This window comes from Paenibacillus apii, from assembly GCF_011043685.1.
Classification (GTDB): domain Bacteria; phylum Bacillota; class Bacilli; order Paenibacillales; family Paenibacillaceae; genus Paenibacillus_AQ; species Paenibacillus_AQ sabinae.
Map to the genome: position 1 here is coordinate 1103801 of NZ_JAAKGU010000001.1, position 13208 is coordinate 1117008.

General features: G+C 54.1%; 14 protein-coding genes. 5 read left to right on the top strand and 9 right to left on the bottom strand.

Annotated elements, in window-relative coordinates:
- Positions 1 to 14: 14 nt before the first annotated feature.
- The 4 genes from G5B47_RS05485 to gpr form a co-directional block, all read right to left on the bottom strand.
- Positions 15 to 509, bottom strand: coding sequence for a hypothetical protein (locus tag G5B47_RS05485; protein ID WP_165095144.1), 495 nt, complete (start codon positions 507 to 509; stop codon positions 15 to 17).
- 79 nt (positions 510 to 588) lie between these two features.
- The gene (locus G5B47_RS05490; protein ID WP_165095147.1) at positions 589 to 1860 is read right to left on the bottom strand and encodes a stage II sporulation protein P; all 1272 of its coding nucleotides are present in this window, start codon (positions 1858 to 1860) and stop codon (positions 589 to 591) included.
- 184 nt (positions 1861 to 2044) lie between these two features.
- Complete coding sequence (locus tag G5B47_RS05495; RefSeq protein ID WP_165095149.1) at positions 2045 to 2191, bottom strand: hypothetical protein; 147 nt, start codon at positions 2189 to 2191, stop codon at positions 2045 to 2047.
- Between the two features lie 54 nt (positions 2192 to 2245).
- The gene (gene gpr, locus G5B47_RS05500; protein ID WP_165095152.1) at positions 2246 to 3247 is read right to left on the bottom strand and encodes a GPR endopeptidase; all 1002 of its coding nucleotides are present in this window, start codon (positions 3245 to 3247) and stop codon (positions 2246 to 2248) included.
- A 206-nt stretch (positions 3248 to 3453) separates the two neighbouring features.
- Between gpr and rpsT the strand changes: the two genes are divergently transcribed.
- The 3 genes from rpsT to G5B47_RS05515 all read left to right on the top strand — a co-directional run bounded on the left by rpsT (position 3454) and on the right by G5B47_RS05515 (position 5295).
- Positions 3454 to 3726, top strand: a complete 273-nt coding sequence (gene rpsT / locus G5B47_RS05505) for a 30S ribosomal protein S20 (RefSeq protein WP_025688854.1) — start codon at positions 3454 to 3456, stop codon at positions 3724 to 3726.
- Positions 3727 to 3925: 199 nt separating this feature from the next.
- On the top strand, positions 3926 to 4519 hold the full coding sequence (locus G5B47_RS05510; RefSeq protein ID WP_165095154.1) for a TetR/AcrR family transcriptional regulator: 594 nt from the start codon (positions 3926 to 3928) through the stop codon (positions 4517 to 4519).
- A gap of 14 nt (positions 4520 to 4533) precedes the next feature.
- A complete protein-coding gene (locus G5B47_RS05515; protein WP_165095157.1) occupies positions 4534 to 5295 on the top strand; it encodes a glycosyltransferase in 762 nt (253 codons plus the stop codon).
- A gap of 18 nt (positions 5296 to 5313) precedes the next feature.
- Here G5B47_RS05515 and holA read toward each other — a convergent pair whose 3' ends face one another.
- The 4 genes from holA to G5B47_RS05535 form a co-directional block, all read right to left on the bottom strand.
- Positions 5314 to 6345 carry a DNA polymerase III subunit delta gene (gene holA / locus G5B47_RS05520; RefSeq protein WP_165095160.1) on the bottom strand — a complete coding sequence of 344 codons (1032 nt, stop codon included), beginning with the start codon at positions 6343 to 6345 and terminating at the stop codon, positions 5314 to 5316.
- A 319-nt stretch (positions 6346 to 6664) separates the two neighbouring features.
- On the bottom strand, positions 6665 to 7912 hold the full coding sequence (locus G5B47_RS05525; protein ID WP_165095162.1) for a zf-HC2 domain-containing protein: 1248 nt from the start codon (positions 7910 to 7912) through the stop codon (positions 6665 to 6667).
- Entirely contained in the window at positions 7909 to 8457 is a 549-nt protein-coding gene (locus G5B47_RS05530) for an RNA polymerase sigma factor (protein ID WP_165095165.1), read from the bottom strand. Before G5B47_RS05530 ends, G5B47_RS05525 begins: the two co-directional genes overlap by 4 nt.
- A 334-nt stretch (positions 8458 to 8791) precedes the next feature.
- Positions 8792 to 9442: a bifunctional 2-keto-4-hydroxyglutarate aldolase/2-keto-3-deoxy-6-phosphogluconate aldolase gene (locus tag G5B47_RS05535; RefSeq protein ID WP_165095168.1), complete on the bottom strand. Its 651-nt coding sequence runs from the start codon at positions 9440 to 9442 to the stop codon at positions 8792 to 8794.
- A 344-nt stretch (positions 9443 to 9786) separates the two neighbouring features.
- Between G5B47_RS05535 and G5B47_RS05540 the strand changes: the two genes are divergently transcribed.
- Positions 9787 to 10740, top strand: a complete 954-nt coding sequence (locus G5B47_RS05540) for a sugar kinase (protein ID WP_165095170.1) — start codon at positions 9787 to 9789, stop codon at positions 10738 to 10740.
- 153 nt (positions 10741 to 10893) lie between these two features.
- Here G5B47_RS05540 and G5B47_RS05545 read toward each other — a convergent pair whose 3' ends face one another.
- Positions 10894 to 11919 (bottom strand): LacI family DNA-binding transcriptional regulator, encoded by a 1026-nt coding sequence (locus tag G5B47_RS05545; protein WP_165095173.1) that lies wholly within the window; start codon positions 11917 to 11919, stop codon positions 10894 to 10896.
- Between the two features lie 279 nt (positions 11920 to 12198).
- On the opposite strand from G5B47_RS05545, the gene G5B47_RS05550 reads away from it, so the two are divergent.
- The gene (locus G5B47_RS05550; protein WP_165095176.1) at positions 12199 to 13191 is read left to right on the top strand and encodes a LacI family DNA-binding transcriptional regulator; all 993 of its coding nucleotides are present in this window, start codon (positions 12199 to 12201) and stop codon (positions 13189 to 13191) included.
- Positions 13192 to 13208 lie beyond the last annotated feature (17 nt).

Genomic DNA, 13208 nt, shown 5'->3' on the forward strand with positions numbered 1-13208 from the left:
TAATCTTGCCGCGTTTATTCGGAAGAATCGAACAGCGAGACCACCCAGCGGATTCCCCGCTGCGAGGCATGCTGAAGCAGTCCCGCCGTCTTGTCCGCCAGCTCGTCCACCGTGGATTTATTCTCACCGGGAATAAGGATCTGCCCCGGCGTAAGCGTGCTGCTGTAGTTCGGGACCGTCTGCTGCTGAGCGCTTGCCGGGGACGATGGGGTGCCGGCCGCGGGCTGCTCCGCTGCCGGAGTCTGGACTTGCGGAACGGCCGAGGGTGCAAGGGTTACAGGGACGTAGATGTATCCCCCTTTTCCGTCACTTTGCACCTGAAGCCCGGTGACCGTCCCGTTCTGGGGCTGCGGGACCGGCGCCGTGTTCTGAACGCCTCCGGAAATGACGCTCCAGCCCGGAACGGGAGAAGATGAAGTTCCGCCGCTCCCGCCGAACTGCATGCCCACCAGTACGCCGATTCCGGCCCAAATGCCGACTGCCAACATCTTTTTTCCGAATCGAGACATCTTTACCCACCCTTTCATTCCATTCTTGCATGCCCCCGGCCCGGAACATTCGTACTGTTAAACGGACGGCGTCTGCCTGTTATTGCGCGGCCGGCGCCGTTGCCGTTCCGCCCTCGGCGTTTGCTTTTTCCGCCTTATGACTGCTCCAATATAAATCCGCGATGGCATCTGCCAGGATATCGGAGGTTGCCTTCAGCTCGGCTTCAGTGCTGTCTATGCCGCCCACCTCGATCAGGACGCTGTTCGGCGACATCGACTGGTTATACTCCCCGTTGTTGCCCTTGCCCGACGATTTGCCCCAGATACCGCGGGAAACTCCCGGGTAGCGCTTCTCCAGAAGCTGATGAATTTTATTGGCGAACTCCTCATTCTTCTTCCAGTCCTTGTTCGAACGGCCGAGAATAAAATACACCTGCGCGTAGCTTTTTCCGCCGATAACCGTAGTCGTCTTGTCATGCCGCTGCGAGTCGCGGTGAATGTCGATCAATTCGGTCATTCCCTCATTCTCGCTCATCGCCGATTTGACGGTCACGCGGGAGTATTTATAGGAAAAGTTCCAGTTGTAATCGGCAACCCTGGTGGCATAGTCCACCGTGGAATGGAGAGTACCGATGCCCCGTTTCTCGAGCTGCTGGGTGATGTAGGACCCGACCATCATGACATTTTTGGAAGGGTCTGCGGAGCTGGGATTGTCGCTCTTGGTGGAGAGCAGCGGATTGTACGCTTCGCGTGGATGGGAATGGTAGATCATAATCCGCTTCAACTCCGTGCCTGCAGATCCACTTTCCTGGGCGGGAGCGGAGGACGGCGCCGGAGCGTCGCTGTTCTCCGGCAGCGGCGACTCTTGCATGCCGCCGCTTCCCCCGGATGTCGGCGCCGGCGTCGCTTCCGCCGGCTCGTCCGCTCCGGGATGATAATCGACCGGAGCGCCCTCTACTCCGCCGGAGCCTTTGCGCAGCAGCACGGCGTCGTCAGCGGCCATCCCCGGGACCTCCCGGGACAGCAGGCTTTTCGGGTCCCCCGGGTTCACGCTGGTCAGAAGCTGAAACACGAAGCTCGTGACATTCCCTCCCGACAGCGCGGAGGATTCCTTCGACTTGGGCAGATGCGGGACCTCCATCCCGAGAAGCTCCTTAAACAGGCCGCCGGAGAGGGAAGCCGCAAGACCTTTCATCGAAGGAAGCGGCGAGTTATCCAGCCTCTCTCCCGCCATGCCCCCGGTTCCCAGCAGGATGAAGAAGACCAGGGAACCTATGGCGAGGAGCAGCATCGTCCTGCCAAGCGCCAAAGCGTCAAGGACCTTGGAACGCAAACGGCCGATGTTCCACAGATGAAACCATTTTCTGTTCATTATTGTTATGTCCTCCTCAAGCTCGCTGTAATCTCTTATACTTCAAATCTATGAGCGGAAGAGAGACGGTAGAACGAAAGAAAGACAAAATCCCCCGCTAAACGCGGCGATGCTTTCTCCCCACTTTTTCTCCCCACAAAAAAAGAGCTGGCCAATCAGGCCCGCTCACCCTATACACTTTCTTTTATTGATCTCCGGAGGTTACCTCGATCTTGAACTCAGAAGAGGTATCGCCTGTGGAATAGAAACCATCCTCCGTCTTCCAAAAAGCCAACACTCCGTAATAGTAAATACCGTCCTCGTGAGGCGCTGTAAAAGAATGGCCGTTCATCGGAACAATCGCCTGTTCGTCCCCAGCAAACCGGACGAGGCTGATTTGGCTGGATCAGTGGGTATAAGCCCCGACATTTCCGGGATCGACGGCGTCATGCAGCGCCGCATTCAGTCCGGTGGCCACAACGTTGGCGATATCTTCGATAAATTCGTCGATTTCCTTCGGCGTTACAATCAGATCATGGCCGAGCGGCTCCAGCACTTCCTTGACCAAAGCCAGCCGCTCCTGCTCCGAAATGCTGTCCAGCAGCCCCATAATTTCCTTGGTCCGGCCGTCTGCCCCGCCGAAGTGGCTTCTCATCATTTCCAGCACGTTGCCCACAATGGTGGAGGCATAGCATACCGTCGGCACGCCGATGGCGATACAAGGGATGCCCAGCACCTCGCGCGTCAGCCCGCGCCGTTTATTGCCGATGCCGGAGCCGGGGTGAATGCCGATATCGGCAATTTGGATCGTCGTGTTGACCCGCTCCAGCGAACGGGAGGCTAGAGCATCAATGGCAATAATAGCGTCCGGCTTCGTGCGCTCGACAATCCCCTGAACGATCTCGCTCGATTCAATCCCGGTAAGTCCCAGCACGCCGGGAGCGACGGCGCTGACGTTCCGGTAGCCCGGGGATACTTGATCCGGCATCAGCTCGTAAAATTGGCGGGTAATCAGGGCGTTCTCCACCACGAGGGGCCCGAGCGAGTCCGGAGTCACGTTCCAGTTGCCGAGCCCGACAATGAGCACGGACGCATTTTTGCCGATTCCGATCCGTGACATAAAGCTTTCGAACTCGCGGGCGAAGGCCTCGGACACTTTTTGCTGAAGTCCCGTATCTCCGCCCCGCAGTCCGGGAATTTCCAGCGTGACATAATTGCCGATCGCCCGCCCGATTTGCTGGGAGCCGGCATCGTTGCTCACGGCAAGCCGTGTTATTTTGATCCCATCCGACTCCTCCACTTCCTCGTTCACCCCGGGAATCGGCATGTTGCTCAAGCGCTGGGCCATTTCCTTGGACTCTACCGCCAAGTCGGTACGCACTGAATAAAGCTGCAGATCCAGTTCCATACGTTATGCGCCTCCTATCCTTTTTAAATAATAAGAAATCAAGTTTCTTCCTGACTACTAGTGTGCGGGAGGAGAGGCAGGATTATGCAAAAAGAGACGGGGAATTTACATGGTTCCTTGTTGCATTTTGCCGCTCTGCATGCTAAACTATTTTAAGTTGTGAATCATTTTGATGATTTCCGAATGCCTTACAGGAGGTGAATGCAATGCCAAACATTAAATCCGCGGTAAAACGCGTTAAGACAACGGAAAAACGCCGTGCGCTGAACGCTTCCCAAAAGTCCGCCCTTCGTACAGCTGTCAAAGCTGCCGACCTCGCGGTGGAAGGTACGGAAGTAGAAACTGCCAAAGCTGCTATTCAAGCTGCTTCTAAGAAGCTGGACAAGGCTGTAACTAAAGGTCTGGTTCATAAAAATGCGGCTGCCCGCAAGAAATCCCGCTTGGCGAAGAAACTGAACGCTCTTTCCGCTCAGGGCTAAGAGCTTCTATATCGAGCAATTGAAGAACCTGACCGCTCCCGATGACGCGGTTCAGGTTTTTTTGTTGTTCGTTCTCCTCTCCATTCTTTCCTCCCGCTCCTTCCATTCACAAATCCTTCACTGGACACAATCCATTGGAAATTATATCCTCTAAACATACCGAACGTTCGGTATCTTAATAAAAGGAGGCCTTCCGGGTTTGACAGCTAAACAACGGGCTTATGATTCGGTTCAGACCAAAGAAACCATCCTTCTCCATGCCAAAGCCCTTTTTTCGCAAAAAGGATACAAAGGTGTTTCGATCAGTGATATTTGCACGGCAACGGGTCTAAGCAAAGGCAGCATTTATCATCATTTTAAAAATAAAGAGGATCTTTTTGTCCATCTGGCCGAAGCTGCCTTCATGGATTCCTGGAAAGACTGGGATACCCGCTCCGTCCGGTTCTCTTCGGCGGTCGAAAAGCTGTATGCTTACAGCGAGCTTTTTGCCGACAATGTGGATCTTTCTCTTACCAAAGCGGGCGAGGATTTTATCGCAACCACCGGGGCGGATTCTGAAGCAGTCCAGAAATTCGGGGCGATAATTGCGGGCTATGTGCAGCGTTTCGAAGAGATGATCCGGGAAGGAATCGAGCGCGGAGAATTCAAGCAGCAGGAGTCCGGAGAAATGGCTTTTGCCCTGCTGAGCTGTTACTCGGGATTGGCGAACAATTCGCGTTTTATGGATAAGGAAAATGCGAAACGGATGTACCGCAAAATGACGGACATCCTGCTTGACGGCATCCGAAAATAGGAGATGAAATCTTAATGAAACAACCCATGTTCGCCGGAGCGGAGGAAACGGAAGAGATCTTATTCTCGGTCCTGATTCCCGCCCATAACGAAGAAAAGTACATTACAAAATGCCTGGACTCCATCGCGAACGCCTCAGCCAACAGCATCGGACGAGTTGAGGTTATAGTTATTCTAAACCGCTGTACCGACAGGACGGAAGACATCGCACGCTCGTATAACTGCATCATTGTACGCGACGACCGCAAAAATTTATCGCAGATCCGCAACAGCGGCGCGGCGGCGGCACGGGGAGAAATTCTTGTGACGATCGACGCGGACAGCCGAATGACGGCCAATATGCTCTCCGAAATCGAGTGGCATCTCTCGACGGGGAAATACATAGGCGGCGGCACGACCGGAAGATTCGAAAGAATGAGCTTTGGTATCGCCGTATCCGCGCTGGCGCTTCTCGTTCCTATGGCAATTAAATACGGAGCGATCTCAGTCGGTATATTCTGGTGCCGAAAGAGCGACTTCGATGCCATCGGCGGCTTTAATGAGAATATGCTGATGTCCGAGGATGCCGACTTTGCCCGGAGGCTCAAGACCTACGGAAAGCGCTTCGGGAAAAAATACGGAACGTTGACCAAAGCCTATATGATTACCTCCTGCCGAAAGTTCGATCAAGCAGGAGACTGGTTTCTTGTCAGGCATCCGAAGCTGATTCTCTCCTACCTGAAGGGGACCGACCACGCGCATGCGGACCAGGCCTATTACGAGAATCAAGGAAGATAGTTTACATAGATAGAGTTCTTAAGCCGTTCTTCCGGCGCCAAGCCGCAGCATGAACAGCTCCAGCCCCAGCACCTTATCGATACCGCCCGTCTTCATCTGGAAATCCAGGTCGGCGAGGAGACTCAAAATCTCTCTCAGCTGCTCCCCGCGGAACTTGCGGGCCTGCTCTCCGGCCAGCTTGACGGCATACGGATGAAGCCCGAGCTGGGAAGCGATTTGCCCCTGAGTATAGCTCTGCGAAGACAAGTCCTTGACCTGCAAAATGATCCGGAACTGCCGCGCGATGAGCGCGGCGATCTTGATCGGCTCCTCCCGCTGCTTGAGCAGCTCATGCAGCGTTCCTACAGCTCTGTCCAGCCGCAGGTTGGCAATGTCCTCCACCAGCGTGAACACATTCTGCTCCGTTCCGCGCGGCACTAGACTCTCTATAGCGGCAGAGTCCACCGTTCCCCCGGGGCCTGCGAACAGGCACAGCTTGTCCATCTCCGCCGACAGTCCCTGAAGCCCCGTTCCGGCGGAAGCGATGAGCGCTTCGGCCGCCCCCGGAGCGGCTTCGCTGCCGCGGTCGCGGATGCCTTTCTCCACCCAGCGGAGCAGCTCCTCCGCGCCCAAAGGGTTGAAAGCCAGCACAGTCCCGGCCGATTTCAGCGCCTTGACGATTTTTTTGCGCTCATCGAGCTTGTCGCTGTTCACCAGAAAGACGATCACGCTGAATTCGGCGGGACTGGATAAGTATTCCTGAAGAACCTCGGGGCGGTGCTCCAGCTTGGCATTATCCTTGCCCGCCGTGAACAGCGAGGCGTCCCGGACCACCAGCAGCTTGCGGGGCACCATAAACGGCACGGTCTCGGCCTCTTCCACCACCGCCTGAATCGGCGTCTCGGAAAGATCGAACGGAACCACCGCGAAATCGCGGTCCTCCTTTGCAATCAGCTCGCTCTCCAAAAAAGCCGCAAATTCGTTCATGCGGAATTTTTCGCTTCCATATAAACAATAGATGGGGGAGAACTTCCCCTGCTTGATTTCTTTGGCCGCCGCTTTGGCATCCATGCTGCGCCACTTCCTTTTTTTCATATCTGCTTTGTTGCCGAGAATGTTCGTTCCAATAGTTTAACAAAAAACGAACCGGCGCGTAAGAGCGCGAATCCTGGACAATCCGTGAGTGTACAAGCAAAAGCGAAGAGACCCCGGCAACCATGCCGGAGCCTCCTCGCTCTTACGCGGCTCATCTATATAAACGACGGGGCGGGAAGCTCTAGAAACTTCCCAGCCGCCGGTCATACCGATGTCTTCACCCGGGAACTGCCGCTCCACGGCAATTCCTGTCATACTGTATTGTATTCAGCAGACTGCAAAACGTGCCAGCTTTTCACTGTTTTGTTGAAGCTTCCGGCGACGGTGACGGCGGCGGGGATGCCGGTGCCGCCGGACCCGATGCCGACGGGGCGGCTGAATGGGCCGGAGTCTCCTGCGGTACGGTATAAGCGCCGCGCAGTTCTTTGCCTTCCGCTGACGTCACATAAGTAAACTGGCGGCTGTCGGCCGACCATTCGCCGGAGACCCATGCGCCTTCAAAGGAAATCGTGTCAACAGCCTGTCTTCCCTCTGCACTGTTCCCTGCGGCGCGGTATATCACGAGTTTCTGCCCCTCGATCACCGCGGTATACCGGCCGTCGTGAGACGTCCAGGACGGGGACTCAGCAGGCGAACCGGGCGGGGTTTCGATCGGTGCGATCCCCATAATTCCTGCGGCTCCTTCTTTGAAGCTCGGGGCTTGCAGCGTATTCTCCGGTATCATTGGATCGCTTTGGCTATCGCTCAGCTCCTGATCGGCGTTCGGAGATTCCGACGTTTCGGCCGTTGCCGGAGGAGTCGCCATTCTTTTGGAAACACCTCCGTGTTCCGTACCCGGCGCCTTACTCTTGGTCGGTTCACCCTTCCGGTTGTCCGTTGATCTCTCAGCAGGATCGGCGGTTTCCGGCGCGGCTCCCCCGCCCTGCCCGGTCTGCCCGCCTTCGGCCGGGGAAGAACTGTCCGGCGCAGCCATGATCGACGCTCCGTTATCGTCCGGAGTGGAGTTCTCTCCTGCCGGGGAGCTTCCTGCCTCTGCGCCAAATGTCTGTTTCGTAGCGGCATCGTCTCCGCTGCTATCTGCAGCCGATTCGCTTCGCTTAAGCTGCGCACTGCTGTTCATCTCCTCGTCTACCTGGGCGCCCGGCAGCTTCTCCGGCATGTTGAAAATCGCAATGGCAAGCACCACCGCCGCAGCGGCTATGCCTATTCCGAAACGGGGTGCGAGAGAGGAGCTCCGGTTCCTCGCCCGCGACGCCTTGCGGCTCATGGGCTGGGCCTGCGGTTCTTCCGCGGGACTAGCGGCCATAACGTCAGCCTCCCGGTCAATGGCCTCAAGCTTTGGCAGAATCGAATCCACCAGACTGAAAGGCGGGCTAACGTCGGGGAGCTGCTCCAGCTCTTTGGAGAGCGCGTTCAACCGCTCGAACAATTCCGCGCAGGAAGGGCAATTGTCGATATGACGGAACATTTCAAGACTCTCATCCGGACTCAAATCATGATCCAAATAACGGTGCATCCATTCCATCACCTCCGCGCAGTTCATCCCGATACACCACCTTTCTGATACTCCTGAAGTCTGTTTTGCAGCTGCTGTCTTGCCCTAAACAGATAGGATTTCACCGTGTTCAGCGGCAGATCCAGGCAGTCCGCTATCTCGTTGTAAGAAAAATCCTGCAAATAACGCAGCACGATAACCGTACGGTGATGCTCGGGCAGCTGGTCAATCGCTTCGCGGATATCCTCCGCCAAATAAGTGGACAGCACTTCCCGTTCCACATTTTGCTTGTCCTTGAACACCAGCTCATGCTCGTCAATGGAAACCGTCGGCTTTGTTTTTCTGAATTTATCAATGCATATATTGGTCACGATCCGCTGAACCCAGGTCTTGAACTGGGCCTTCTCTTCATAGGAGCCGATTTTGGTGTATACCCGGATTAATGCCTCCTGCGAAGCGTCCAGCGCATCCTGCTCATTATGCAAAATGTAAAAGGCCGTCTTGTACACATGGCCTTCAATTTCTCGCAATAGGGTGATTAGAGCGTCGCGATCGCCCGATTGAGCGGCTCTGATGAGTCCCTGCTCCACCACGAAGGTTCCCCCTCTCTATGCAATCTTACTGACGCGCAAGACCGCTGAATTGTTGCAATCTGTAATAACTTTTTGGAATACCGGAATTTGATAACTGCGTCTTTCGTGGAGTTAAATCGTTTCAAATATAAACGGCCTGATTTCTAGGCGCACACCTTTCTAAGCATACAGGGAAACGATGGGGCAATCAAACATTCCGTCATCCTAATTTTATTACAAAAATGACATATTGCGCCTCTTTTAATCCCGTGAATTCCTCGCGCAAAATGATTCGATCCAGGGGACGCCAAAAAACCGCCTTCCAATTAGGAAAGCGGCTCCTGTCCAGCGGGAACTACTTCACGGAGCTTGCCTTAATCTCCTGGAACTTCGCCACATACTTGGCGGCCAGCTCGGTGATGAGATCGTAGCGGCCTTCTTTGGCCGGAGCGGTCAAATTGCCGCCGATTCCCACCGCAATACAGCCTCCCCGAATCCATTTCTCCATATTGTCCAGATCGACGCCGCCTGTAGGCATAATATTCACATGCGGCATCGGTCCCTTGACGGCCTTAACGATGTCAGGGCCGAAGGCGCTGCCTGGGAACAGCTTCAGCACATCGACGCCGAGCTTCAGCGCTTCCTTCATTTCATCCAGCGTCAAGGTGCCCGGCATGTACGGAATTCCGTACAGGTTGCAGATTTTGGCGGTCTCTTCTTCAAAAGAAGGGCTGACTACGAATTCCGAACCGGCCAGAATCGCAATCCGGGCTGTAATCGGGTCCAGCACCGTGCCCGCTCCGATGACCGCCTGGTCTCCATATTCGGCGACAAGCCTTTTGATGGCGACATCCGCCTCAGGCGTCGTAAACGTCACCTCAATATTGGTCAGTCCGCCTTTAATACACGCTTCCGACATGCGGAAAGCATCTTCGGCGTTGTCCGCCCGGATGACAGCGACCACACCGACCGACACTACATTCTGCAGCACTTTTAACTTTTTCATTCCTATACTTCCTCTCACATTAGATAATAAATTACTAAATTCTAATAAATTATTTTATCAAATTCAGTAATAAATCCCTTGCTTACAACAATAAAATAGTAATAACAACCGTAGGCAGAGTCAATGTCTTTTTTGGGGACGCAACAGGACTAATCCGTTAAAAACAGGGGTTAACCGTTGATAATCAAGGAATATTCCAGCAATTCACATCATTAATTCACAAAAGAATCTCCACCACTTAAGCTCTTGTTATTGTACAAAACCGATTTATATGATACCCTCAAAATAAGACTACAGATTACCAAGTACAGGATATTTCCTATCCCCCCTAGGAGGAGCCCAAAATGAATAAACGATTGGATGCAGTCACTTTCGGCGAGCCGATGGCTATGTTTTATGCCAACGAGACCGGACCGCTGGACGAAGCGATGTCTTTCTCGAAAGCGTTGGCCGGAGCGGAAAGCAATGTCGCTTCCGGATTGTCGCGGCTGGAGCATAAAGTCGGCTATGTAACCAAGCTAGGCGAGGACAGCTTCGGAACCTTCATTTTGAAAGCGTTAAACAAAGAAGGGATTGATACCTCTAGCGTCACATTCTCCAGCGAAAATCCGACCGGCATATTAATCAAATCAAAGGTAACCGCTGGCGATCCGAAGGTGGAATATTTCCGCAAACATTCGGCTGCCTCCACACTGGGACTTACGGATTTCGACGAGTCCTACTTCGCTTCGGCGGGACATCTGCACGTTACCGGCATTTCCTCGGCAATCTCTCAGGAATGCCGCGAATTCTCCATACACGCCATGGAATTCATGAAGCGCAGCGGCAAAACTGTATCGCTGGATCCCAACCTGCGCCCCTCCCTTTGGCCGGATACCAAGACCATGGTGGAGACGATCAATGATCTGGCCACACGCTGCGACTGGTTCCTCCCCGGCCTCGGCGAAAGCCGCATTCTGACCGGACTTACGGAGCCGGAGCAAATCGCCTCCTTCTATCTGAATCAGGGCGTCTCCCTGGTCGTCATCAAGCTGGGACCGGAAGGGTCATACTACAAATCCTCCGATTCAGAAGGCTTTATGCCGGGGTTCAAGGTCGATCAGGTCGTTGACACGGTGGGCGCTGGCGATGGGTTTGCGGTCGGTGTGATCAGCGCGCTGCTGGAGAAGCTCCCCGTGGCGGAAGCGGTGAGACGGGGCAATGCTATCGGTGCGTTAGCGGTCATGTCGCCGGGCGATATGGACGGACTGCCCACCCGGGAGCGGCTGGAACAGTTCATGAACGCGGGCGCCGTCTGACCGGAGCGTTTCAACCCGGACGATTCGTCCGAAGGTTCTGGACCTAGAGCTTCGGACGAAACGCTTCCGATCCATACCCGGCACTCCCTCGAAGAACCGCCAGGGACATGAATCCGCTGAAACGGATGATGTCCCTGGTTTTTATAAACCGGTTTATTCGGATTTTGGCGCAGCCAGGACCGACTGTCTCTTTATAAGGGTCGGGGGGAACCGGTAGGTTATCGGCACAGAGGTACCCGTGTCTTCTATGCCGGCAAGGAGGATTTTCGCGGCCTGTACGCCCATTTCATATGCGGGCTGGCGCACCGTCGTAATTGCGGGATTGTAGATCTCCGCGAACTCTGCGTCGTCGATGCCGATGACCGATAGATCCCTCGGAATGGACATGGACCGCCGATTCGCGTACTTCAGCATTTCGGCAAGCGCGATATCGTTGGCCGCGAGCAGGGCGGTTGGAGGCTCCGGCAGAGACAGCAGGCGCTCCAGCGCTTCGCCCATTTCTTCCCTCGGCGCGCTGCACACATACTCTTCCCGCCACTCAATCCCCGCTTCCTCGACCGATCTCCGGTAGCTGAAGGCCCGTTCCTTGCGCGGGGTAATTGCATACCGGCCTGCCGGCAGTGTCAGAAGAGCGATCCGCTCATGCCCGTGCCGGATGAATTCCTTAAAGGCCATCTTGACCGCCATCTCATTGTCCACCAGCAGGCTCTGCGTCGCAATCCCCTCCATAAGCCGGTCCATAAACACCAGCGGATACTGTTCGTCAAGCAGGCGTTGATAGATCGACGAATCATCCCCTGTCGGAAAAACGATCAGACCGTCCACCTGCCGGGACATCAGCGTTTCGACGTATTTGGCCTCCTTGTCCGGATTCTCGTCCGCGTTGCAAATCATCACCTGATTTCCGCTTAACTGAAGCTCGTTCTCAATGGCATGGATACACTGAATGGACAGTGAGTAATTAATATCCCCCACGACGACGCCGACCGTGTTCGTCCGGTTGCGTTTCAGACCCCGCGCCAGCCCGTTCGGCTGATAATTCAGTTCGTCAATCACCTCGGAGATCCGGTTCCTCGTCGCCTCGCTCATATACTTGTAGCGCTTGTTCAAAAACTGCGAGACCGTGCTTTTCGACACGCCCGCCTTCTGCGCCACATCTTCGATTGTTAATTTTTTCATCTGATTCCGCTCCATACATCGACTGAATTAAACAAATCTTTATCAAAATTATATCTTCTTTTTAGTAAATTTACTACACAAGGATCGGTATGATCCGGAGATTCCATTCGTAAAAAGAGGAAGAAAAAGCTGTGATTTTTTTCTTTATTTCGTATACTTAATTTACGCAAAAATATAAACATATTTTTCGTTATTTTTTTCATCAATAAATCGGTAAAAAGTGGTATGATGATAGCGGCATACAAATAAAAGATACAGAGCACAAAGCGGGGGATTGGATTGAAAATAAAAAAAGTAACGATTACCGATATTGCCGAAGTCATGGGCCTCTCGCCGGTATCGGTTAGCCGGGCTCTGTCGGACCAGAGTGGCATCAGCGACGAATTGAAGCAGAAGATCGTCCAGAAAGCGGCGGAAATGGGCTATGTCAAACCGAAGAAAAGGAAGTCCCCGCGCATTCTCGTGCTCCATCAAAAGCCTTACCGCGAAGACAACAGCAATTTCAGCCATATGATGCAGGGGATCGAACAGGCGCTCCAAAAGGAGGACGCCGATTACAGCATTGAATTTCTAGATAAGGAAACCCAGAACCGGATGATCCTTCCCTACCGGCTTAGCAAGGGCTTCGTCTTTGACGGCGTGATTCTGATTGGCAGGTTCAACCTGGATTATGCCGCGCTCATCAACGAAAGGATACGGAATTTGATTTTTCTTACCGGTTATTCGCCGGCTTACGACTACGACAGCGTATGGTTCAGCTTCATCAATACCGGTTACAAGCAGTGCAAGTATTTGATCGATAGGGGCCACACCCGGATCGGCTTTATCGGCGACCGGAAGGCCTACCGGAACAAGGTGAAAGAAAGCGGCATTGCCTCCGCATTTGAAGAGAATGGGCTGCCTGTGGACGAAACGCTCTTTTTTGATACGGATGAAGACGGCTCTGCGAAATTGCGGAAGCTGATCGAGGGTAAACAGCTGCCGACCGCTTTTATTTGCGATCATGATTTTACCGCGATCGAACTCATCCGTACGCTCCAGCAGCATGACATGAAAGTGCCGGACGACGTCTCCATTCTCGGCAGCGGCAATACGGAAGTCTCCGCCCTCTCCCTGCCACCACTGACCACGATGGATTTAAATATTGGATACTCCTGCCGGGTGGTTGTGTCCACGCTGCTCAAACGGATTGTCGAGCCCGACAAGCCCGCCGAAAATATCGCGATTCTGAGCACTCTCGTGGAAAGGGAATCGGTCCGGCGGCGGATTTGACTTTAGGTTCAAGGTGG